Source organism: Ensifer sp. 38_S197 (assembly GCF_056924495.1).
Genome location: NZ_JBXOVZ010000002.1, coordinates 2,014,294 through 2,036,677, shown reverse-complemented (window position 1 = coordinate 2,036,677; position 22,384 = coordinate 2,014,294). Strand labels below are relative to the sequence as shown.

Below are 22,384 nucleotides of genomic sequence, written 5' to 3'. Positions count from 1 at the left end.
GGTTCCCGACGCAGCCCGCCTGGACTTTTGACAGGCGAGCATTTGCGACCATGGGCCGTTGGCTGTATTGCTTTTCGGATCGTCCACGCAGAGTGTCCGGCATGCTTCCTCCCGAATTCCTTTCCGCCTCCAACCGCCTCACCATCGATCTCGGCGCGCTTGCTGACAACTGGCGGGCGATGAATGCCCGCTCCGGCAAGGCGCGGGCGGCAGCGGTGTTGAAGGCGAACGCCTACGGGCTCGGTATCGAACATGCCGCCCCTACCCTCTATGCGGCCGGCGCGCGTGACTTCTTCGTTGCCAATGCCGAGGAAGGTGCCGAGCTGCGCCCCCTCGTTCCGGAGGGCCGTATCTACATTCTCGCCGGCATGTGGCCGGGAAACGAAGAGCTCTTCTTCGACAACGATCTCGTGCCCATCATCAATTCCGAGGAGCAGCTCGCCGTGTTCATGGCCGCGCTTTCGGAGCGCGGTGATCATCCCTGCGTCCTGCATGTCGATACCGGCATGAATCGCCTCGGCCTCTCGGTCGAGGCCGCAGTGACCCTTGCCAACGACCCGGCGCGGCCCGCAAGCTTCTCGCCCGTCTTGATCATGAGCCACCTCGCCTGCGCCGACGAACCACAGCATCCGTTGAACGCCTACCAGCTCGCGCGCTTCCGCGAAGCGGCAGCCGCCTATGAGGGCGTCGATGCCAGCCTTGCCAATTCCGGCGGCGTATTCCTCGGCACCGACTATCATTTCGAGCTCACCCGGCCGGGCATTGCCGTCTATGGCGGCGAGGCGGTCAACGATGCCATCAATCCGATGACGCCTGTCGTGACCGCCGAAGCCAGGATCATCCAAATTCGCGAAGTTGCCGCCGGCGGCACCGCCAGCTACGGCGCCTCCGCCCGCTTCGACAGGGACAGCCGCATCGCCACCGTCGCGGTCGGCTACGCCGATGGCTACCATCGCTCGGTTTCCGGCGGCGGCGTGACTCTGCGGCAGGCAACTCCGTCAGGGGCATTCGGCTTCCTACACGGCAAGCGCGTGCCGCATGTCGGTCGCGTCACCATGGACCTCAGCCTGTTCGACGTCACCGACCTTCCGGCAGGTGCAGCACGCCCGGGCGATTACATAGAGCTCTTCGGCCGCAACATCGCTATTGACGACATTGCGCGCGCCGGCGGTACGATCGGTTACGAACTGCTGACCAGCCTCGGACATCGCTACATCAGGAACTATGTCGACGCCGTCTGACGCGGTTTCCCGCAAATTCCTTGCGGCCCTCGCTAAAATTCACCTTTTGTTCCGCGTTTCACGGCATTATGTGACGACAAAGCTGATTCTCCTGTCACTGACGGTATCGCTCCGCTGCGATCGCCGGTGGCCCTCCAGATTTCGAAAGTCGACCCCGATGGCGAAAGCCCGCACACAATTCATCTGCCAGAACTGTGGCACCGTCCACACCCGCTGGGCGGGCAAATGCGAAGGCTGCGGCGAGTGGAACACCATCGTCGAGGAGGATCCGACGGCCGGCATCGGCGGCGGTCCGTCGCGCGCACCGAAGAAGGGCCGCCCCGTGGCGCTCACCACGCTTTCCGGCGATATCGAGGATGCGCCGCGCATCCAGACCGGCATTTCGGAACTGGATCGGGTGACCGGCGGCGGCTTCGTGCGGGGCTCGGCGCTGCTCGTCGGCGGCGATCCCGGGATCGGCAAATCGACGGTTCTGATGCAGGCGGCCGCAGCACTCTCGCGCCGCAAGCACCGCGTCATCTATGTCTCGGGTGAAGAGGCGGTGGCGCAGGTGCGCCTGCGTGCGCAGCGCCTGGGCGCGGCTGACAGCGACGTGCTGCTTGCGGCCGAAACCAATGTCGAGGACATCCTCGCAACGCTCGCCGACGGCAAGCGGCCCGACCTCGTCATCATCGACTCGATCCAGACGCTCTGGAGCGACATCGTCGATTCGGCACCCGGCACGGTGACCCAGGTTCGGACCGGCGTGCAGGCGATGATCCGCTTTGCCAAGCAGACGGGAACCGCCGTGGTCCTGGTCGGCCATGTCACCAAGGAGGGGCAGATTGCCGGCCCGCGCGTCGTCGAGCACATGGTCGATGCCGTGCTCTATTTCGAAGGCGACCGCGGTCACCACTATCGCATCCTGCGCACCGTCAAGAACCGCTTCGGCCCGACCGACGAGATCGGCGTCTTCGAGATGTCCGACAAGGGTCTGCGCGAAGTCGCCAATCCGTCCGAACTGTTTCTCGGCGAGCGCAACGAGAAATCGCCAGGTGCGGCCGTCTTTGCCGGCATGGAAGGCACGCGCCCTGTTCTCGTCGAAGTCCAGGCCCTCGTCGCGCCGACTTCGCTCGGCACGCCGCGGCGCGCCGTCGTCGGCTGGGACTCGGCCCGGCTGTCGATGATCCTCGCCGTACTCGAGGCCCATTGCGGCGTGCGGCTCGGCCAGCACGATGTCTATCTCAATATCGCCGGCGGTTACCGCATTTCGGAGCCGGCCGCCGATCTAGCTGTGGCTTCCGCACTGGTTTCATCGCTTGCCGGGCTTGCCCTTCCAGCAGATTGCGTCTATTTCGGCGAAGTCAGCTTGTCGGGTGCCATCCGGCCGGTTGCGCATACCGCACAACGCCTTAAAGAAGCCGAGAAACTCGGGTTCTCAGAGGCGGTTCTGCCATCCGCTTCCACCGAATTGCCGAAAAACGGCAATGGCCGATGGAGCGAAATGGAAGCTCTGCCGGATCTGGTGGCGCGCATCGCGGGATCGCGACACGCGCTGAGGCCGGCGGAGGAGGCAGACTAACACAGCGGATGCCGCAGACCGCCCCTACTGCATAGTTCCTTAAATCGGGATCGATTTAAGGACAAAATTATGCAGCAGGTCTAAGTGCTACAACGACCTTTGCGCGCCCGAAAGGACGCGCGGCGCTGTAGGGGCCGCGAAAAGGCTGCGAATGCCCTACTGCATGTTTCCTTTGATCGTAGCCGATCAAAGGACAAAAACATGCAGCACATCAAAGTGGTACGGCGACCTTTGCGCGTCCAATAAGACGCGCGGCGCTGTAACATCAGGCAGGGCCGATGGCGGATAGGCTTGAGGAGACCCGGACGAACCGGGTCCGGAGTAAGGACAAAATGCCCATTACAATTCTCGACGGTATCGTTCTCGGCGTCGCCCTGTTTTCCGCAATCCTGGCCATGGTTCGAGGCTTCTCGCGCGAAGTGCTCTCGGTCGCGAGCTGGGTGGGTGCGGCCGCAGCCGCCTATTTCCTCTACCCGCAGCTTCTGCCCTACGCCAAGCAGTACACCAACAGCGATACCGTCGCATTGATCGGATCGGCGGCGGTGATCTTCCTGATCGCGCTGATCATCATTTCCTTCATCACCATGCGGATTGCCGATTTCATCATCGACAGCCGCATCGGCGCGCTCGACCGCACCCTCGGCTTCCTGTTCGGTGCCGCCCGCGGTATCCTGCTGGTCGTCGTCGCCATGCTGTTCTTCAACTGGCTCGTGGCGCCGCAGCAGCAGCCGACCTGGGTCACCCAGGCGAAATCGAAGCCGCTGCTCGACAATCTCGGCAACAAGCTGATCGCGCTGCTGCCGGAAGAAGCCGACGCCACCATTCTCGACCGCCTGCGCGGCAAGGACACGAGCGGCGAAGGTGAAGGCGAAGCGCCGGCGGCTACCCCCGGCCAGACACCGTCGACGACGCCCGAGCAGGCGCCTGCCGACGACGCACCGGCCACCAACGGCTGAGACAGGAACGATTTGCCGACAAAGCCCGCCCCGCGGGCTTTGTCCTTTTGGGGAATAACGCTTGCAGCCGTTTTCAGCTAAGATCGCTTGAAGACGGCGGGCCTGATCACGATATGCGCACCGGTACGGAGCAAAGGCGACTGTGATGACCGATCTGAGATCCATGGAAATCCACGATGAACTCGAAGGCGATGAGCTGCACGAAGAGTGCGGCGTCTTCGGCATATTGGGGCACCCGGACGCGGCGGCGCTGACGGCGCTCGGCCTGCATGCGCTCCAGCATCGCGGCCAGGAAGCGGCCGGCATCGTCACCTTCGACGGCAAGCAGTTCTGCACAGAAAAGCGCATGGGCCTCGTCGGCGACCACTACACGGACCCGGCGACGCTGGCGAAGCTCCCGGGCTTCATGTCGATCGGCCACACCCGCTACTCGACGACCGGCGAAGTGGCGCTACGCAACGTCCAGCCGCTCTTTGCCGAACTCGAAGTCGGCGGTATCGCCGTCGCCCACAACGGCAACTTCACCAACGGCCTCACCCTTCGCCGCCAATTGATCGCCGATGGCGCCATCTGTCAGTCGACCTCCGACACCGAAGTCGTCCTGCATCTGATCGCCCGCTCCAAGCAGACCTCCTCCTCCGACCGCTTCATCGACGCCATCCGCCAGATGGAAGGCGGCTATTCGATGCTGGCGATGACCCGCACCAAGCTGATCGCAGCGCGCGACCCGATCGGCATCCGCCCGCTCGTCATGGGCGAGCTCGACGGCAAGCCGATCTTCTGCTCCGAGACCTGCGCGCTCGACATCATCGGCGCGACCTACGTGCGCGACGTCGAGAACGGCGAAGTGATCATCTGCGAGATCCAGCCTGACGGTTCGATCACCATCGATGCGCGCAAGCCCGAGGTGACGCAGCCGGAGCGCCTCTGCCTGTTTGAATATGTCTATTTCGCCCGGCCGGATTCGGTCGTCGGCGGCCGCAGCATCTACGTGTCGCGCAAGAACATGGGCATCAACCTCGCGAAAGAATCGCCCATTGAGGCGGACGTGGTCGTGCCGGTGCCGGACGGCGGCACGCCGGCTGCGCTCGGCTATGCCCAGCAGAGCGGCATTCCGTTCGAATACGGCATCATCCGCAACCACTATGTCGGCCGCACGTTCATCGAGCCGACGCAGCAGATCCGCGCCTTCGGCGTCAAGCTCAAGCACTCCGCCAACCGCGCAATGATCGCCGGCAAGCGTGTCGTTCTGGTTGACGATTCGATCGTGCGCGGCACGACGTCGGTGAAGATCGTGCAGATGATGCGGGACGCCGGTGCGCGCGAAGTGCATATCCGCGTCGCGAGCCCCATGATCTTCCATCCGGACTTCTACGGCATCGACACGCCGGATCGTGACAAGCTGCTCGCCAACCAGCATGCCGACCTCGCCTCCATGTGCCGCTACATCGGCGCGGACTCGCTCGAGTTCCTGTCGATCGATGGCCTCTATGAGGCGGTCGGCGGCGAAAAGCGCGACCCCAAGGCGCCGCAGTTCACCGACCACTACTTCACCGGGGACTATCCGACCCGCCTTCTCGACCAGGAAGGCGCCAGCAATGTCCGCAAACTCTCGGTTCTCGCCAGCAACGGATAATCAGACAATAAAATGACGATCGATCTCAAAGGCCGGGTGGCCGTGGTCACCGGCGCATCGCGCGGTATCGGTTATTTCACCGCTCTCGAACTGGCCAAGGCCGGTGCCCATGTCGTCGCCTGCGCGCGCACCGTCGGTGGGCTCGAAGAACTCGACGACGCGATCAAGGCCGCGGGCGGCTCGGCGACGCTGGTGCCGTTCGACCTCGCCGACATGGCAGCGATCGACAAGCTCGGCGGCGCGATCAACGAGCGCTGGGGCAAGCTCGACATCATGGTCGCCAATGCCGGCGTCCTCGGCACCATCTCGCCGATCGGCCATGTCGAGGCGAAGGTGTTCGAGAAGGTGATGAACATCAACGTCAACGCCACCTGGCGGCTGATCCGCTCGCTGGAGCCGCTGCTGATCAAATCGGATGCCGGCCGCGCGCTGATCCTGTCGTCCAGTGCCGCCCACAAGTGCAAACCTTTCTGGGGGCCTTACTCCGCGTCGAAGGCAGCCGTCGAGGCTCTTGCCCGCACCTGGGCCGGCGAAACGCAGCGCCTGCCGCTGCGCATCCTCTCCGTCGATCCCGGCGCCACCCGCACGGCGATGCGCGCGCAGGCAATGCCCGGCGAGGATCCGGAGACCGTGCCGCATCCTTCAGAGGTCGCGGCCAGGCTGCTTGCGCTCGTCGGTCCGGACCAGACCGAAACCGGCAAGCTCTATATCGTCCGCGAAGACAAGATCGTCGACTACCGGATGCCGGAGTAATCCTCTACAGCGCCGCGCGTCTTATCGACGCGCAAAGGTCGCTGCGGCACTTTGATTTGCTGCGTGTCCTTCTCCTTAAATCGAGGTCGATTCAAGAAGACATGCAGTAGGACTTACCCAAACGGAAAGGCCACCGTGTCGCCACGGTGGCCTTTTCCTTTGTACCCTGAGCTGGAGCTCAATCATTCCTTGTCACCGGGCAGGCCATCGCCGCCCGTCGATGGGTGGGCCGGCCAATCGCCGCCATATTTGCGCTGCCACGAGCGCGCGCCGAAAGGCAGCGTGATCAGGTAGCCAAGCGCCGTCACCGCCATCGTCTCCCACGTGTAGGTCATCAGCGTCGCGACATAGAAGACGACACCGAGAATGGCCGGCAGGACGAGATCACGGCGCACGCGGCTATTTTCCGACTTGCCGGACCAGACCGGCAGGCGGCTGACCAGCAGGAAGGCGATCAGCACGGTGTAGCCCGATGCAATCAGCGCGAAGGTGCGCTCCGGCGCCAGGCCCAGGAGGCCGAGGTAGACCGGAAGCAGGACCAGCATGGCGCCCGCCGGGGCCGGCACGCCGACGAAATACTCCGACTGCCACGGCGCCTTGGACTGGCGCTCGGCCATGACGTTGAAGCGCGCAAGCCTGAGGCCACAGGCGATCGCGTAGATCAGCGCCGCGATCCAGCCGATCGAGCGGGCCTGATCGAGGATGAAGACATAGAGCACGAGGGCCGGTGCCACGCCGAAATTGATGATATCGGCGAGCGAGTCCATCTGGCCGCCGAAATTCGACGTCGCCTTCAGGAGGCGGGCGACGCGGCCGTCAATGCCGTCGAGAAAGGCCGCAAGCAACACCATGGCAACGGCAAGCTCGATGCGGTTTTCGAAGGCGAGCCGAATGCCCGAAAGGCCCGCACAGATCGCCAGCACCGTGATCAGGTTCGGGATCATCAGGCGCAGCGGTATCTCGCGCAGCCGAGGGCCGCGACCGGTGTCGTTTGAACCGCTCGCGTCGCCGCCGACATTGAGCGGCTCGGCCGGTTTTTCCTGTTCAGAGCCTTCCATGTACACTCCTTATGCGCGACGGCTGAGGACCGGGCCCTTGGCCGAACCGAATTCGGCAAGCACGGTCTCACCCGCTACGGCAGTCTGCCCGACGCTGACGCGCGGTTCGGCTCCTGCGGGCAGGAAGACGTCGAGGCGCGAGCCGAAACGGATCAGGCCAAAGCGCTCGCCGGCGTCCAGCGAGCCGTTTTCATATTTCCAGCAGAGGATGCGGCGGGCAACGAGGCCGGCGATCTGCACGACGCCGATCGCGCCGTGCTTCGTGTCGATCACGAGGCCGTTGCGCTCGTTCTCGTGGCTGGCCTTGTCGAGCTCGGCGTTGACGAACTTGCCGGCGCGATAGGCGACGCGGGTGATCGTGCCCGCCATCGGCGCACGGTTCACATGGCAATTGAACACATTCATGAAGACCGAGATGCGGAGCATCGGTTCCGAGCCGAGGTTCAGCTCTTCCGGCGGCATCACCGTGGCGATCGACGAAACGCGGCCGTCGGCCGGGCTGATCACCAGGTCGTCGTCGATCGGCGTCATGCGCTCCGGATCCCGGAAGAAATAGGCACACCAGGCGGTCAGCACGAAGCCGATCCACATCAACGGCTCCCACAGGAAGCCAAGCACCAGCGACACGACGAAGAAGATCGCAACGAAGCGATAGCCTTCCTTGTGCACCGGGACGAGCGTGTTGCGGATCGTATTGACCAGACTCATAAACTCTACTCCAGATTTTCCGTGGAACGTGAACTACCGCGAAATGCCCCAGCGGGCAACGCCACCCGCCCCATAGCGACAAAACGCGTCGCGACCAGCAAACATCCTCAGACCGCCGGCTCGCCGCGCGTGACGATGCCGAGATCATCGTTTTCGCGCACCCGCTTCAGCTGCTCTTCCGCCTGCGTCGCTTCGCGCTGGCGGCTCCACATCGAGGCATAGAGGCCATCGCGGTCGATCAACTCGCCATGGGTGCCGCGCTCGGCGATGACGCCGTCCTTCAGCACGATGATCTCGTCGGCGTTGATCACCGTCGAAAGCCGGTGCGCGATGACCAGCGTCGTGCGATTGCGCGAGACGACGTCGAGCGCCGACTGGATTTCCTGCTCGGTCCGAGTGTCGAGCGCCGAGGTCGCCTCGTCGAGGATCAGGATCGGCGGCGCCTTGAGGATCGTGCGGGCAATCGCGACGCGCTGCTTCTCGCCGCCGGAAAGTTTGAGGCCGCGCTCGCCCACCATGGCCTGGAAGCCTTCCGGCAGCGTGCGGATAAAGCCGGCGATCTGTGCGGCCTCAGCCGCCGCTTCGACCTCGGCCTCGCTGGCCGAAACCCGGCCGTAGCGGATGTTATAGGCAATCGTGTCGTTGAAGAGCACGGTATCCTGCGGCACCATGCCGATGACCGAACGCAGGCTCTTCTGCGTCACCGTCCGCACGTCCTGGCCGTCCACGGTGATCGCCCCTTCCTGCACGTCGTAGAAGCGATAAAGCAGCCGGGAGAGCGTCGACTTGCCGGCGCCCGACGGGCCGACGACGGCAACGGTCTTGCCGGCGGGCACCTCGAAGGTGATGCCCTTGAGGATCGGTCGGGCCGGATCATAGGCGAAGTGCACGTCCTTGAAGGCGATAGCCCCCTTGCCGATGACGAGCTCGGCGGCATCGGGGCGATCCACCACTTCCGCCTGCACGTCGAGCAGGTCGAACATATGCTCGATATCCGTCAGGCCCTGGCGGATTTCGCGGTAGACGAAGCCGATGAAATTGAGCGGGATCGCGAGCTGGATCAGCATGGCGTTGACGAAGACGAAATCGCCGAGCGTCTGCTCGCCGCGCTGAACGGCCAGCGCCGACATGATCATCATGACCGCCGTGCCGGCACCGAAGATCAGCGCCTGGCCGAAGTTGAGCCAGCCGAGCGAGGTCCAGACCTGCGTTGCCGCCTTTTCATAGCGCTCCATCGACTTGTCGAAGCGTCGGGCCTCCATGTCCTCGTTGCCGAAATACTTGACCGTTTCGAAGTTCAGGAGCGAGTCGATCGCCTTGGTATTGGCGTCTGTGTCGCTGTCGTTCATCGAGCGGCGAATGGCGATGCGCCAGTCGCTCGCCTTGACGGTGAACCAGATGTAGAGCCAGACGGTAACGGCGGTCACGAAGAGATAGCCGAAGCCGTAGCCCCACCAGAAGATCACGGCCGTCAGCAAGAACTCGATCAGCGTCGGCAGGCTGTTCAGGATGGTGAAACGAACAATCGTCTCGATGCCCTTGGTGCCGCGCTCGATGACGCGCGAAAGCCCGCCCGTACGCCGTTCCAGATGGAAGCGCAGCGAGAGCTGATGCATATGCACGAAGGTCTTGTAGGCGAGCTGGCGGACGGCGTACTGGCCGACGCTTGCAAACAGCGCGTCGCGGAGCTGATTCAGTCCCGCCTGCAGCAGGCGCGCCAGGTTGTAGGCAAGCACCAGCATGACGGCGCCGGTCAGGACCTCAGGCAGGAAGCCCATAGCGTCCGGCTTGCCATTCAGCGCGTCCGTCGCCCATTTGAAGGAATAGGGAACGAGGATCAGAACGACCTTGGCGATGATCAGAATGACCGTTGCCCAGATGACCCGGAGCTTGAGGTCGGCCCTGTCCTTCGGCCACATATAGGGCCAGAGATTGGCAATCGTCTGCAACGGATTGCTCGTATCGGCCGAAACAGTTTTCTTCTGGGGTGCCACGTTCTGATCCGCTCTTACGTTTCGCGCTGCTCTTCGTCCTCACATCGAGGTCGATTCAGGCCGTAGCCCGAGACAAGCAACGCCACCATCACCGTTCAATGAAAAGCGGCGCCTCGTTGAAGGCGCCGCCCTGGGTCGAGAGATAGGCATCCATCGCCGCCGCCGCAATGTGCCTGGCGGACGATCGGCTGCCTATTGCTCGTGTTTCATGTGCTTTCTGTGAATCTCGCGGGATTCGTCATCGGGCAACGCCTTATCCGGCACGCCGAAAACCTGCCCCGGGCGAATGCGGTCCGGGTCTTCGATCTGGTCCTGGTTGGCAAGGTAGATCGTGGTGTAGCGCAAGCCCGCACCATAGACGCGACGCGATATCTGCCACAGCGTATCGCCGCGACGGATGATCACCGAGGACTTGCTCTCCTTGAGAGGCTCCTGCTGGACGGTCTGCGGCTCTTCCTGCTGGGGGACAGCGGCTGCGGCTTCCGTGCCTTGTGCCGGCGTCGTCGTGGCGTCGCTGGCCATCGCGCTGCCTGCGCCCATGACTTTCGCCAGTTCACCCGGCGCAGGGGCATTGCCCTTCTGCTGGGCTTGCCCGTCCGATGCCGGCGTCGCGCTGCCGCGCTCAGCCAGAACCGGGCCGACGGTCGCATCGACCTTCGCAAGCGCCGAGGCGACGCTCGGCGCATCCTGCGGCGCCGCCTTCAAGGCTGACAGCGCGTCGGCTGCCGCCTTGGAAGCCCGCGACGCAGCCGTTGCCAGCGCCTGATCGGAACTGTCGGCAAGCCGGAAATCCGCTAGCGACTTCAGTGCAATTTCCGTCGCGGAACGCGCTGCGGCAAGCTGCTCGCCGCTCGGCACCTTGCCGTTGGCATAAAGTCCCTTCAAGAGGGCCAGCGCCTTGCCGGCCTCGGCGCGCACGCCGTCAAGCCCGGCTGTCGCCGAAGGCGTGCCCGACGGCGCGACTGCGGCAACCTGGGAGCCGGCGGGACGATCAAAGGGAACCGATGCGCGCATGGCGACCTTGGTGCCATCCTCGTTCAGCATGTCGGCGCGGATGATGTGGCTGCCCACGGTCAACTCGACCTCGCCATCGACAACGAAATTGCCCTTGTCGTCGGCCTTGATTTCGCCGATCAGCTTGTCATCCGCATAGACGCGCACCAGCGCATGCGGCTTGGCGCTGCCCGCGACGAACATCTTGCTTCCTTCGATCTCGACGGCGGTCACCTGCAGGCCGGGTACGCCAGGCGTCTTTGCCGGTGCCGAAGACGCGTCGCCGGTTGCCAGCGGCGTCTGCGATGCGACCTCAGCCGGCTTGCCGTCGGCTGTCGGCACGGTTTCACTCTTGGCCGCTTCCGGCGTCGTGATCAGCCGGCTTGCTTCACCCGGCTTGGACACCATGGCGAGAAGCTGCCCCGAAGGGTCCTTGGGAACTGAAACGGTCGCGACTTCCTCGGAGGTCTTCACGGCGCCGTCGTCACCGGTGCTGCGCAGCGTCAACTGATAGTCGCCGGCCGGCAACGGCTTGTCGAACACCGCTGCGAAGTCGCCCGTCGCGCCGACATCGGCGGTACCGACAACGGCATCGCCGCTCAGGATCTCGAGCTTCGAACCGGGCTGCGCGTGCCCAGCGATGACCGTCGATCCATCCGGCTCCACACGCAACACGTCGAACCCGGGAACGGCAGAGTTTTCGGCAGGTGCGTTCGTCGCCGCAGCGTTTGCCGTCGCGCCGGCGGCCTCACCGGCCTTGGCGTCCAGCGGCTTCGCCGTTCCCTCGGTCGCTTGCGGGCCAGAAGCGGTTTCGTTCGACTCTGTCGCATTGCCTGCCGCCGGCTCTTCCGCCGGCTTCTTGGCGTCACCGCGCAGGTTCGGCTGCACCACGAATACCATCAACGCTGTTGCTGCCACGAGGACAGTAATGGCCACCCAGCCGGCCCTATTTTTTATCATGCCACTCTCCACACGGAGCGGAGCAGAACTCCGCGCATGCCCTCTCATCGGCCTGCGGTGCGGGCTAACGCCATGCATTATAGCGCAACAGCAAGCAACCGTCCGATTTCTTCAATCAATCCCTGAAATTGCTAGCGATTCCTGATTCGCCATACAAGCTGTCGGCCCCCCGGCAAACGGCTGAAAACCGGCTTTCCCCTCATTTTTCTTGACCCTTGCTGCGGTGCAATGTCTTTTGGGGGCATGAGCACCGAAAGCACCACGATTCGATCCATCTGCGTCTATTGCGGTTCACAGCCCGGACGCGACAATGCCTATATGGAAGCCGGCCGCGCACTTGGCCGCTCGATTGCCGACCACGGTCTCCGCCTCGTTTATGGTGGCGGCACGCGCGGCATCATGGGAGCCGTCGCCAGCGGCGTCCTTTCGAACGGCGGCGAAGTCACCGGGATCATCCCTGAATTCCTGATGGACAAGGAAGCGACCCGCCATTCGCTCGGCCAGCTCAACGAGCTGATCGTGACTGCCGACATGCACGAGCGCAAGCACACAATGTTCGAACGCGCCGACGCCTTCATCGCGCTCCCTGGTGGCATCGGCACGCTGGAAGAGATCGTCGAGATCATGACCTGGGCGCAGCTCGGCCGTCACCGCAAGCCGATGGTCTTCGGCAACATCAACAATTTCTGGCGGCCGATGCTCGACCTGCTGCAGCACATGCGCGACGAGGGCTTCGTCCACACCGCGCATCTCGTGCAGCCACTGGTCGTCGACGACGCCGCTGATATCGTGCCGGCCATCCTGGCGGCTGCCAATGGTGGCAATGGCCGCGAGGGCGAGGCGGAGATCATCTCCCGTCTTTGATGGCAGCAAGCACCGACATGAAAAAGGCGCGTCCACCAACGCGCCTTTTTGATTTGTATCGACTGCGAGCTTACTCCGCGGGACTTGCCTGCAGCACGCGGCGCGCCCGGCTTTCCGCCAGCATTGCGCCCGAATAGATCACCAGCGCCGCCCAGATCAGGCCGAAGGCAATGAGCTTCGCCGTGCCGAAGGGTTCATGGAAGACGAAAACGGCAATCAGGAAGATCATCGTCGGGGCAATATACTGCATGATGCCGATCGTCGACAGGCGCAGCAACTTGGCACCGTTGGCATAGATCATCAATGGAATGGCGGTGACGACGCCGCAGGACATCAGCCAGAGAATATCGGCCGTGCCGGTATCTCCGAAATGGCCCTGCCCGGTCGCCTCGAGCCAGATTATATAGCCAAGCGCCGGAACGCTGAGCAGCAGGACTTCCAGGAAAAAGCCCTGGTTCGGACCGACAGGCAGTGTCTTGCGGAAGAAGGCATAGAAGCCCCAGGACAGGCAAAGGCCGATCGATACCCACGGCAGGCCACCAGCATCGAAAGCAAGTACGGCGACCGCGGAGGCCGCAAGCGCAATCGCGACCATCTGCGCCGGGTTCGGCTTCTCCTTCAGCAGCACCGCCCCGAGGAAGATAGAAAACAGCGGGTTGATGTAGTAGCCGAGCGCCGTCTCGATCGCCCGGCCGGCACCGATCGCCCAGACATAGATGCCCCAGTTGATGGTGATCAACACGGCGGTCAGCGCTGCCATGCGCAGCATGCGCGGCGAGCGCAGCGCCACCTTGATGTCATCCGTACGCCCGAGCCAGAGCAGAACCAGGCCCGCAAGCGGCACCGACCACACGATCCGGTGCGCCACCACTTCCGGCGCCGGAATGTGAGCGACGGCCTTCATGAAGAAGGGCAGAAAGCCCCAAAGGAGATAGGCGGTCAGCGCGAAGGCAAAGCCTTTCGCGGAATCGGTGTTTTCGGCGGGTACTTTCGCGTTCGGCTCAGCCATAACATCTTTTCCTGGTGCGTTTGCCGGCGAGCCTTGGTGGAACGAGCCGCTCTCTGATCTCTGCTGCCCGTCTCCTAAATCGTCTCCGACTCAAGGGCAAAACATGCAGCAATACAAAGTGCGACAGGACCTGTCTGACGGGACGCGCGGCGCTGTAGGGAAGGCGCGGCTTACCGGCCGGCACAAGCTCCCATGGAGCGTCCTACCCCAATGCCCGGTTATGTACCAATTAATTTCCGTGAAGGGATGGTGAGTTTTACTCATCACCCCGCCGGAGCGGACCCAGTCTTAGCTTGCCGCCGACGTCATTCGGCAGCGATCAGGCCCACATGGTCCCGGTTCTTCAGCAGCTTGAAGATGATGCTGTCCATCAGTGCCTGGAAGGATGCGTCGATGATATTGTCGGAGACGCCCACCGTCCACCAGCGCGCGCCGGTTCCGTCGGTCGATTCGATCAGCACGCGCGTGATCGCCTCGGTGCCGCCGTTGAGGATACGAACCTTATAGTCCGCGAGCTCGAGATCGGCGATCTCCGACTGGTACTTGCCGAGGTCCTTGCGCAGCGCGAGGTCGAGCGCGTTGACGGGCCCGTGCCCTTCGGCAACCGACATCATCGTCTCGCCATCGACCACCACCTTCACCACCGCTTCCGACACGGTCTTCAGATTGCCGTTGGCATCGAAGCGGCGCTCGACCATGACGCGGAAGCTTTCGACGTGGAAGAAGTCCGGCACCGTACCGAGAATGCGGCTCGCGAGCAGCGCGAAACTCGCGTCCGCGCCCTCATAGGCATAGCCGGTCGCTTCCCGCTCCTTGACGATGGCGATCAACTTGTCGAGCTTCGGGTCATCCTTGCTCACAGCGATGCCGCGGCGCTTCAGCGCGTTGATGAAATTGGCCTTGCCGCCCTGGTCCGATACCATGACCTTGCGCAGGTTGCCGATGCTCTCGGGCGCGACATGCTCGTAGGTGCGCGGATCCTTCAGCAGCGCCGAGGCATGGATGCCGGCCTTGGTGGCAAATGCGGACGCGCCCACGTAAGGGGCCTGCTGATCCGGCGAACGGTTCAAGAGCTCGTCGAACGAATGGGCGAGCTTCGTCAATTCCTGCAAGCGATCGGCATCGATCGCCGTTTCGAAGCGGCTGGAATAGGTCTCCTTGAGCGCGAGCGTCGGGATCAGCGTGACGAGATTGGCGTTGCCGCAGCGCTCGCCGATGCCGTTCAGCGTTCCCTGGATCTGGCGCACGCCAGCTTCCACCGCGGCCAGCGAATTGGCGACCGCCTGGCCGGTATCGTTATGGGCGTGTATGCCGAGATTGGCGCCGGGCACGCCGGCGGCGATCACCGCGGCGACGATCTCGCGCACCTCCGGCGGCTGCGTGCCCCCATTGGTGTCGCAGAGAACGACCCAGCGGGCGCCGGCTTCAAAGGCCGTCTTCGCGCAGGCGAGCGCGTAAGCCGGATTGGCCTTGTAGCCATCGAAGAAATGCTCGCAGTCGACCATCGCCTCACGGCCGGAAGCGACCACGGCCTCGACCGAAGCGCGGATGTTGTCGAGATTTTCCTCGTTGGTACAGCCGAGTGCAACCTCGACATGGTAGTCCCAGCTCTTGGCGACCAGACAGATCGCGTCGCTCTTGGCGGCAAGCAGCGCCGCGAGGCCCGGGTCATTGGACGCCGAAACGCCGGCGCGCTTGGTCATGCCGAAGGCCACAAAAGCGGCCTTCTGCGTGCGCTTGCGCGTGAAAAACTCGGTGTCCGTCGGGTTCGCACCCGGATAGCCGCCCTCGATGTAGTCCATGCCGAAGCCGTCGAGCAGGCTCGCAATCGCAATCTTGTCCTCGACCGAAAAGTCGATGCCGGGCGTCTGCTGCCCGTCCCGTAGCGTCGTGTCGAAGAGGTAGATGCGTTCCCTGGTCATGGCTAATCGTCCAACTGCTCTGTTCTTGCCTGGTCTTACTTGGTCTTGCCTGCGTATCTGTCCGTGGCGCGGATCAGCCGGTCGAGAATGCCCGGCTCGGAATAGGCGTGCCCTGCCCCCTCGATCAGGTGCAACTCGGACCCGGGCCAGGCCTTATGCAACTGCCAGGCATATTTCGCCGGACAAGGCATGTCGTAGCGTCCATGGATGATAACCCCGGGAATGCCGTGAAGCCGGTGAACATCCCGCAACAATTGGCCATCCTCCATCCAGCCGGCATTGACGAAGAAGTGGTTTTCGATGCGCGCGAAGGCGTCGGCATATTCGTCGTCCTCGAAGGGAGCGCTGGTCGATAGTTCCGGCAGCAGCGTAATCGTCTCGCCTTCCCAGATGCTCCAAGCCTTTGCAGCCGCAAGGCGCGTTGCCTTGTCGTCGCTCGTCAGGCGACGGTGATAGGCGTGCATCATCTCATGCCGCTCTGCTTCCGGGATGGGCGCGATGAACCGCTCCCACTTGTCCGGGAACATTTCCGAGACGCCGAATTGATAGTACCAGTCGAGTTCGGCTTTCGTCAGCGTATAGATACCGCGCAGCACAAGTTCCGAAACCCGCTCCGGATGCTTTTCGGCATAGGCGAGCGCAAGCGTCGATCCCCAGGAACCACCGAAGACCAGCCACTTGTCGACCCCGGCCTCTGCGCGCAGCCGCTCGATGTCGGCAACGAGATGCCATGTGGTGTTGGCCTCGATCTTCGCATGCGGTGTCGACTTGCCGCAGCCGCGCTGGTCGAACAGGGTCACATCATAGAGTGTTGGATCGAACAGGCGGCGATGATTGGCAGAAATCGTGCCGCCGGGTCCGCCATGCAGGAAGACGGCAGGCTTGGCGCCTGGCGTGCCGACCTTTTCCCAATAGATCACGTGACCGTCACCGACATCGAGGTGGCCCGAGGCATAGGGTTCGATTTCCGGATAGAGCGTACGCAATACAGTCGTCATTTTCAGTCTTTCGTCAGCGGCCAGTGCACGGTGTCGTAGTCCGGGTGCTGGCGGTTCGTTTCCAGTATGATCAGATGGCGGGTGGCGGACACCTCGCTGCCGTCGTCCGTCTCTTTTTCCGGCAGCCCGGCGAGCCGCGAGAACCAGAGGACTCGGGACTCGACGCCGGCCTGATAGAGAGGCAACACATCATCCGGATCGTCGAGCGAACCGAGCGTGATGTTGATGAAACCCGCATCCGGCATGTCGTAAAACAGCGGCGTGCCGCAGTGGCTGCAGAAGCCGCGACGGACCAGATGCGACGAGCGGAACCAGGACGGCTGGCCGCGGGTAATGTCGAAACTGTCACGCGCGACGTTCGCCAGCGGCATGAAGTAGTTTCCGGCCGCCTTCTGGCACATTCGGCAATGGCAGATATGCGGATCCGCGAGCGTGCCTTCGGCGCGGTAGCGGACGGCGCCACACTGGCATCCACCGGTATAGATACGGGAGATGGTCACCGGAATGCTCCCGATGGATGCCATTGCTCGGTTTCATGGTCCGGGTGCTGGAAGGAGATGATGCTTTCCTGCCGCGCGTAGAAGTCCGGATCCTCCAGGACCGGCTGCTCGAAGATCGTCTCGACCCAGGGAAGGCGCGAGGCGTAGTTGACCTGGATCTTCGGTGCGAGATCGGTGCGATCGTCAAAGGTGCCGATCGCGATCTCGAGACCGCCGGGATGCCGGTAGGTCATCGGCGTGCCGCATTTCGGGCAGAAGCCGCGATCGATGTTGACCGAGGACTGGAAGTAGCTCGGCTCGTCCCGCACCCATTCGACGCCATCTTTCGGCGCCGTCACCAGCGCGGAGAAGAACGAGCCGAATTGCTTCTGGCACATGCGGCAATGGCAGATCGACGGGCGGCCGAGTTGACCGCGGATACGGAAGCGGACTGCGCCACACTGGCAGCCGCCTGTTCGAACATTTTCGCTCATCGTCTTTCCTCCGGGGGCCAGGTTTCGGTGTCGTGGTCGGGATGCTGGTAGGAAACGAGATCGGTCAGGAATTCGACCGCGTCCGGATCCTCCATCGTAGCAACTCCGGGCAATTCCGATATGTGATCGGTATAGGGCAACTTGCGCTCGATGCCCCACTGGACGGTCGGCACGATGCCCTGCGGTTCGTCGAAAGCGGCAATCGCCAGGGCCATGCCGTCCGGCGCCTCATAGGTCAGCGGCGTACCACAATCACCGCAGAAACCGCGCCGTGCTGCGTTGGAGGACTGAAAGCGCTTGGGTTCGCCGCGCGTCCAGGTGACGTGCGCGCCGCGAACCGAAACCAGCGGCATGTAGAAGTTGCCGCTCGCTTTCTGGCACATGCGGCAATGGCAGACGGAGGCGTCGCCGAGCCTGCCCTCGACACGGAAACGGACCGCGCCGCACTGGCAGCCGCCAGTGTAATAGGGCCTGTTGTCGAGACTCATCGCAACTCCTCCTCAGCCCGGCGCGTGGCAGACGGCTTCGATGTTGTTGCCGTCGGGATCGAGCACGAAGGCCCCGTAGTAGTCGGGGTGGTAGTGCGGCCTCAGTCCCGGCTTGCCATTGTCGCGCCCGCCGGCCGCCATCGCCGCCTCGTAGAAGGCATCGACTTCCGCGCGGTTCCGCGCCGAAAACGCATAGTGCCGACCCGGGCCAGCCGCATCCACCTCGTGCAACCAAAAGACCGGCCGTTCGCGGCCATAGCCGCCGACCCGGACGCCGCCGGTATGTTCCACCGGCACCACCATCAGCAGCGAGGCGCCGAGCGGAGCGAAGGCCTTGTCGTAGAACGACCGCGCCCGGCCGAAATCCGCGACCGGAATGCCCGTATGGTCAATCATCGCACGAACTCCTCTTTCATGCATGCACTCCGCGTTTCCGCCGTCCCCGGATGGCTCTGTCCGGTCCCGATCAATGCGACCGGGCAAGACGCGCCGCCGGGCTCGCGATCACCGCTTGATATCCCAGGTCGTCACACGCTCGCCGGTTGCCGGATCCTTGCCGTCCTTGAGCTGGATTCCTTGCGCCACAAGATCGTCGCGGATCTTGTCGGCCTCGGCGAAGTTCTTCGCCTTCAGCAGTTCCAGGCGAGCACGGACACGGCTGTCAATGTCATGCACCACGGCTTCGTCCAGCTCGACCGCCTCGGGCACGACGCCGATGAGGGCCGCACTGGCGGCGAAGGTGCCGAGCAGCTTGGGATCGACCGCCGCCTTCTGAGCGAGAGCATGGAGCGCCTGAACGGCAGCGACGGTGTTGAGATCGTCAGCAAGTGCGGCAACCACCGCCGGATCGGCCTCACCCGTTGCATCGCCCGGTACCGGCCACTTGGAAAGCAGATGTTCGGCTTCCTCCAGCCGCTTCACCGAGAAATCGATCGGCTCGCGATAATGCGTCATCAGCATGGCAAGCCTCAGAACTTCGCCCGGCCATTGGCGGCCGGCGAACTTCTCGGTGTGCAGCAATTCATAGATGGTGACGAAGTTGCCTTCCGACTTCGACATCTTGCGGCCTTCGACCTGCAGGAAGCCGTTGTGCATCCAGACATTCGCCATCACCTCTGTGCCGTGGGCGCAACGCGACTGGGCGATCTCGTTCTCATGGTGCGGGAAGATCAAGTCGAGCCCGCCGCCGTGAATGTCGAAGACCTCGCCGAGATAGCGTCCGCTCATGGCCGAGCACTCGATGTGCCAGCCCGGGCGGCCCCGGCCCCACGGACTTTCCCAACCCGGCTCGTTATCGGTCGAGAGTTTCCACAGCACGAAGTCGCCCGGGTTCTTCTTGTGCGCTTCCACGGCAATGCGGGCGCCTGCCTGCTGTTCGTCCAGGTTGCGCTTCGAAAGCTGGCCGTAGTCGGCCATCGACTTGGTATCGAACAGCACCTCGCCGCCGGCCTGATAGGCATGGCCCTTGGCGATCAGCTTCTCGATGATCTCGATCATCTGCGCGATGTTGTCGGTCGCCCGCGGCTGCACGTTCGGATCGAGGCAGCCGAGCGCCTTGGCATCCGCAAGGAACTGGGTTTCGGTCTTCTCCGTCACGCGCCGGATCGCTTCATTGAGCGGCAGCGTCGGATAATCGCGCAGCGCCCGCGCGTTGATCTTGTCGTCGACGTCGGTGATGTTGCGAACATAGGTGACATGACCGGCGCCATGGACATGGCGCAAGAGCCGGAACAAAACGTCGAAGACGATCACGGGCCGGGCATTGCCGATATGGGCATAGTCATAGACCGTCGGGCCGCAGACATACATGCGGACGTTGTCGGGATCGATCGGCCGGAAGTCGACCTTTTCCCGCGTCAGCGTGTTGTACAGCTTCAATGTCGGCGCTCCGCCCATTCCCATTCTCCAATACGCTTACAACCGTCGAAATACGGCGCCCGGGAGGCCCGCGCGTTTGTCATCTTGGATTTTAGGAGACGAAAACGGCCAGGCCAGCGGGACGCTAGCGAATAATCTTCCGGCAGATAATGCAGATAACCGTTTTCATGCGCCCACTTATCGCGCGTCACCCGATTTCGGTCAAGAGGTCAGCCGCATGCAAGCACAGTCGGCTATCGAAACGGAAACGGCGGCCATGGATTTGTCATGATTAGGCTTATCTGGAAGCGCCATGCGGAAAACAGATTCGCGGTGTAGTTGGTTCTGCACCACGGGTTCCTGTCTCCGGAGAACAGGGAGGAGCATCGTTTTCGCGCCGAAAGACGAAAACGGAATGTATCCGGTTCGGGAAAGCATCAAGGAGTGAATGCAAGTGAAAGCCGCAAAGACCAAAGAAATCGCCAAGCCAACCAATCTCGTCGAACAGTACCGTCCGCTCGGCCTGAAGGCCGTGCTCGCCGCTGCACTGCAAGCGAAGGGAAAGTCGGCGACCAAACTGACCAAGCGGCCCGCCTAACCCCCTGGGTTGTTCGTTCAAAACAGGGACATCTGCCCGCTATCGGGCATGTCCGGTTTGCTTTTGCCCTTAGGCTGGACATCCAATATCGTCTTGGGTGTCACCGCGTCCTGAATGTCCGGGCCGGTATTGGCGACCTTGTTGACCTTGTCGGAGACAGGGATTGCCTCGAAATAATCCTCCGCCGCCGGACCGAAGAGATCCGCGACTTCGCGCGGTTCCTGCGTCTTGCAATCAAGCCAACGGGCAAAATCCTCGGGCTGGATGACGACGGGCATGCGGTCGTGGATCTGCCGGATGGAGGCGTTGGCTGCCGTCGTGAGGATCGCAGCGGTGTCGACTTCGGAACCGTCGGCTGACGACCAGGTCTCCATCAGGCCGGCGAAGGCGACAATGCCGCCCTTTCGCGGCCGCACCCAATAGGCCTGCGACGGCTCGCGGCTGCCCTTCGGCGGCCTGCGCCATTCGTAGAAACCCGAGGCCGGAACGAGGATGCGGCGGTGTCGCATGGCGGCGCGAAACGACGCCTTTTCGATCGCCGATTCGGCGCGGGCATTGATCAGCAGCGGAAAGTCGCGCGGGTCCTTGACCCAGCCAGGCATGAAACCCCAGCGCACGAGAACGGCCTTGCGCTCGGGAAGGTTACTGCCGGGCTGAGCGCGCTCGCCCGTGACGACGACCATGATCGGCTGTGTCGGCGCTATGTTGAATCGCGCCGGGAAGTCATCGCTTTCCAGCAGGCCGAACAATTCCATGAGTTCTTCCGGCGTCGCCGTCAGCGCAAAACGTCCGCACATGACACGGATGTGGCACTTCACGTAGGATGGGTCAACGTTACTGAGGCAATTTGATTCCCCGATGTCGACCAAGCCCGAACTCGCCTCCTCCGTCATTCTCCAACGCGACGGCCGTTACCTGCTCGTAAGGCGGGCCAATCCGCCGTCGGCCGACATGTACGCCTTTCCCGGTGGACGCGCGGAACCCGGAGAGACACCGGCTGAAACGGCACTGCGCGAGCTTTGGGAAGAGACGGGCATCAAAGCGCACAATCCCGTGCTGTTTGAAACCTACGACCTGCCCGGCAAGGAATCGGAAGGGCGCCATTTCCTGCTCTCGGTCTTCAGAGCGGAGGCGAGCGCCGATGCGGTTGCCGTTGCCAGCGACGATGCCGCCGGGCTTGGCTGGTTCACGCCCGCCGAAATCTTTGCCCTGCCGATCCCGGACAGCGTGCGCGAATGCGTGGAAAGGCTCACGGATATCGGCACGGAATCCAGCCGCGGCCTTGAAACCGCCGTCAATACGGGCTTGGTGAAGCGATGATCACTGCCCCGATCCTTGCGCGGCTCGCCCTGGCCGGTTTCGCGCTGACAGCCGCCACCGGTGCGGCGGCGCAAAAAACAACGTCGAACGAACCGGCGACGACCGAGGCCGCTACCCCGGCCCCCGTCGTCGCGGAAGAGAAACCCACACCCTACGACCAGAGGTTGATTCGGCTTTCCGAAATTCTTGGTTCCGTCCATTATCTCAGGAACCTTTGCGTCAAGGAGCCCGAGGATGTCTGGCGCCGTTCGATGCAGGAATTGATCGACAAGGAGACGGCGGACGAGATCAAACGGCGCGAAAGGATGACCGCCGCCTTCAACCGTGGGTACCGCACCTTCGCCTCCGTTTATACAACCTGTACGGGACCGGCTATCGTCGCCGAGCAGCGATACCGTGCCGAAGGCGCAACACTTGCGTCAGAAATCGTCGCCCGCTTTGGAAATTAGCAATAAATTAACCTCTTTTCTCACGACCCCGTGTCGTTTCGGGAAA

At 63.1% G+C, this 22,384-nt stretch carries 23 protein-coding genes; 10 read left to right on the top strand and 13 right to left on the bottom strand.

The window, feature by feature from the left end; genetic code table 11:
* The first annotated feature begins 101 nt into the window (after positions 1–101).
* The 5 genes from alr to AC1Z3V_RS22935 all read left to right on the top strand — a co-directional run bounded on the left by alr (position 102) and on the right by AC1Z3V_RS22935 (position 6,147).
* On the top strand, positions 102–1,241 hold the full coding sequence (gene alr, locus AC1Z3V_RS22955) for an alanine racemase (RefSeq protein WP_483501918.1): 1,140 nt from the start codon (positions 102–104) through the stop codon (positions 1,239–1,241).
* A gap of 157 nt (positions 1,242–1,398) precedes the next feature.
* On the top strand, positions 1,399–2,802 hold the full coding sequence (gene radA / locus AC1Z3V_RS22950; RefSeq protein ID WP_483501916.1) for a DNA repair protein RadA: 1,404 nt from the start codon (positions 1,399–1,401) through the stop codon (positions 2,800–2,802).
* A gap of 332 nt (positions 2,803–3,134) precedes the next feature.
* Positions 3,135–3,758, top strand: a complete 624-nt coding sequence (locus AC1Z3V_RS22945) for a CvpA family protein (RefSeq protein WP_483501915.1) — start codon at positions 3,135–3,137, stop codon at positions 3,756–3,758.
* Positions 3,759–3,903: 145 nt separating this feature from the next.
* A complete protein-coding gene (gene purF, locus AC1Z3V_RS22940) occupies positions 3,904–5,394 on the top strand; it encodes an amidophosphoribosyltransferase (RefSeq protein ID WP_429808384.1) in 1,491 nt (496 codons plus the stop codon).
* A gap of 12 nt (positions 5,395–5,406) precedes the next feature.
* Positions 5,407–6,147, top strand: a complete 741-nt coding sequence (locus tag AC1Z3V_RS22935; protein ID WP_483501913.1) for an SDR family NAD(P)-dependent oxidoreductase — start codon at positions 5,407–5,409, stop codon at positions 6,145–6,147.
* A 182-nt stretch (positions 6,148–6,329) separates the two neighbouring features.
* Here the strand turns inward: AC1Z3V_RS22935 and pssA are convergent, their stop codons facing one another.
* From pssA to AC1Z3V_RS22915, 4 genes are all read right to left on the bottom strand, one after another.
* Positions 6,330–7,205: a CDP-diacylglycerol--serine O-phosphatidyltransferase gene (pssA, locus tag AC1Z3V_RS22930; protein ID WP_429808377.1), complete on the bottom strand. Its 876-nt coding sequence runs from the start codon at positions 7,203–7,205 to the stop codon at positions 6,330–6,332.
* A gap of 9 nt (positions 7,206–7,214) precedes the next feature.
* A complete protein-coding gene (locus AC1Z3V_RS22925) occupies positions 7,215–7,913 on the bottom strand; it encodes a phosphatidylserine decarboxylase (protein WP_429808374.1) in 699 nt (232 codons plus the stop codon).
* 107 nt (positions 7,914–8,020) lie between these two features.
* Positions 8,021–9,907, bottom strand: a complete 1,887-nt coding sequence (locus tag AC1Z3V_RS22920; protein WP_483501911.1) for an ABCB family ABC transporter ATP-binding protein/permease — start codon at positions 9,905–9,907, stop codon at positions 8,021–8,023.
* 192 nt (positions 9,908–10,099) lie between these two features.
* Positions 10,100–11,860 (bottom strand): LysM peptidoglycan-binding domain-containing protein, encoded by a 1,761-nt coding sequence (locus AC1Z3V_RS22915; protein ID WP_483501910.1) that lies wholly within the window; start codon positions 11,858–11,860, stop codon positions 10,100–10,102.
* Between the two features lie 243 nt (positions 11,861–12,103).
* Here AC1Z3V_RS22915 and AC1Z3V_RS22910 point away from each other — a divergent pair, with 243 nt between their 5' ends.
* Positions 12,104–12,724, top strand: coding sequence for an LOG family protein (locus tag AC1Z3V_RS22910; protein ID WP_483501909.1), 621 nt, complete (start codon positions 12,104–12,106; stop codon positions 12,722–12,724).
* Between the two features lie 70 nt (positions 12,725–12,794).
* Here the strand turns inward: AC1Z3V_RS22910 and rarD are convergent, their stop codons facing one another.
* From rarD to cysS, 8 genes are all read right to left on the bottom strand, one after another.
* Complete coding sequence (gene rarD, locus AC1Z3V_RS22905) at positions 12,795–13,733, bottom strand: EamA family transporter RarD (RefSeq protein WP_429808363.1); 939 nt, start codon at positions 13,731–13,733, stop codon at positions 12,795–12,797.
* A 305-nt stretch (positions 13,734–14,038) separates the two neighbouring features.
* Positions 14,039–15,655 (bottom strand): citramalate synthase, encoded by a 1,617-nt coding sequence (cimA, locus tag AC1Z3V_RS22900; protein ID WP_429808360.1) that lies wholly within the window; start codon positions 15,653–15,655, stop codon positions 14,039–14,041.
* Positions 15,656–15,690: 35 nt separating this feature from the next.
* A complete protein-coding gene (pip, locus tag AC1Z3V_RS22895; protein ID WP_429808357.1) occupies positions 15,691–16,653 on the bottom strand; it encodes a prolyl aminopeptidase in 963 nt (320 codons plus the stop codon).
* 2 nt (positions 16,654–16,655) lie between these two features.
* Positions 16,656–17,177: a GFA family protein gene (locus AC1Z3V_RS22890; RefSeq protein ID WP_483501907.1), complete on the bottom strand. Its 522-nt coding sequence runs from the start codon at positions 17,175–17,177 to the stop codon at positions 16,656–16,658.
* Positions 17,150–17,626, bottom strand: a complete 477-nt coding sequence (locus AC1Z3V_RS22885; RefSeq protein WP_483501905.1) for a GFA family protein — start codon at positions 17,624–17,626, stop codon at positions 17,150–17,152. Before AC1Z3V_RS22885 ends, AC1Z3V_RS22890 begins: the two co-directional genes overlap by 28 nt.
* Entirely contained in the window at positions 17,623–18,114 is a 492-nt protein-coding gene (locus AC1Z3V_RS22880; RefSeq protein WP_429808349.1) for a GFA family protein, read from the bottom strand. The genes AC1Z3V_RS22885 and AC1Z3V_RS22880 overlap by 4 nt, the downstream gene beginning before the upstream one ends.
* A gap of 12 nt (positions 18,115–18,126) precedes the next feature.
* Positions 18,127–18,510, bottom strand: coding sequence for a VOC family protein (locus AC1Z3V_RS22875; RefSeq protein WP_483501903.1), 384 nt, complete (start codon positions 18,508–18,510; stop codon positions 18,127–18,129).
* A 108-nt stretch (positions 18,511–18,618) separates the two neighbouring features.
* On the bottom strand, positions 18,619–20,010 hold the full coding sequence (gene cysS, locus AC1Z3V_RS22870) for a cysteine--tRNA ligase (protein ID WP_483501901.1): 1,392 nt from the start codon (positions 20,008–20,010) through the stop codon (positions 18,619–18,621).
* A gap of 58 nt (positions 20,011–20,068) precedes the next feature.
* Between cysS and AC1Z3V_RS22865 the strand changes: the two genes are divergently transcribed.
* On the top strand, positions 20,069–20,263 hold the full coding sequence (locus tag AC1Z3V_RS22865; protein WP_429808341.1) for a hypothetical protein: 195 nt from the start codon (positions 20,069–20,071) through the stop codon (positions 20,261–20,263).
* Positions 20,264–20,425: 162 nt separating this feature from the next.
* Positions 20,426–20,569, top strand: a complete 144-nt coding sequence (locus AC1Z3V_RS22860; RefSeq protein ID WP_173516032.1) for a hypothetical protein — start codon at positions 20,426–20,428, stop codon at positions 20,567–20,569.
* A 17-nt stretch (positions 20,570–20,586) separates the two neighbouring features.
* On the opposite strand, the gene AC1Z3V_RS22855 is transcribed toward AC1Z3V_RS22860, so the two are convergent.
* Entirely contained in the window at positions 20,587–21,366 is a 780-nt protein-coding gene (locus AC1Z3V_RS22855; protein ID WP_483501899.1) for an SOS response-associated peptidase, read from the bottom strand.
* A gap of 61 nt (positions 21,367–21,427) precedes the next feature.
* Between AC1Z3V_RS22855 and AC1Z3V_RS22850 the strand changes: the two genes are divergently transcribed.
* Both AC1Z3V_RS22850 and AC1Z3V_RS22845 read left to right on the top strand, forming a co-directional pair.
* Positions 21,428–21,889 carry an NUDIX hydrolase gene (locus AC1Z3V_RS22850; RefSeq protein ID WP_483501897.1) on the top strand — a complete coding sequence of 154 codons (462 nt, stop codon included), beginning with the start codon at positions 21,428–21,430 and terminating at the stop codon, positions 21,887–21,889.
* Complete coding sequence (locus AC1Z3V_RS22845) at positions 21,886–22,338, top strand: TIGR02301 family protein (protein ID WP_483501895.1); 453 nt, start codon at positions 21,886–21,888, stop codon at positions 22,336–22,338. Before AC1Z3V_RS22850 ends, AC1Z3V_RS22845 begins: the two co-directional genes overlap by 4 nt.
* The last annotated feature ends 46 nt before the right edge of the window (positions 22,339–22,384 follow it).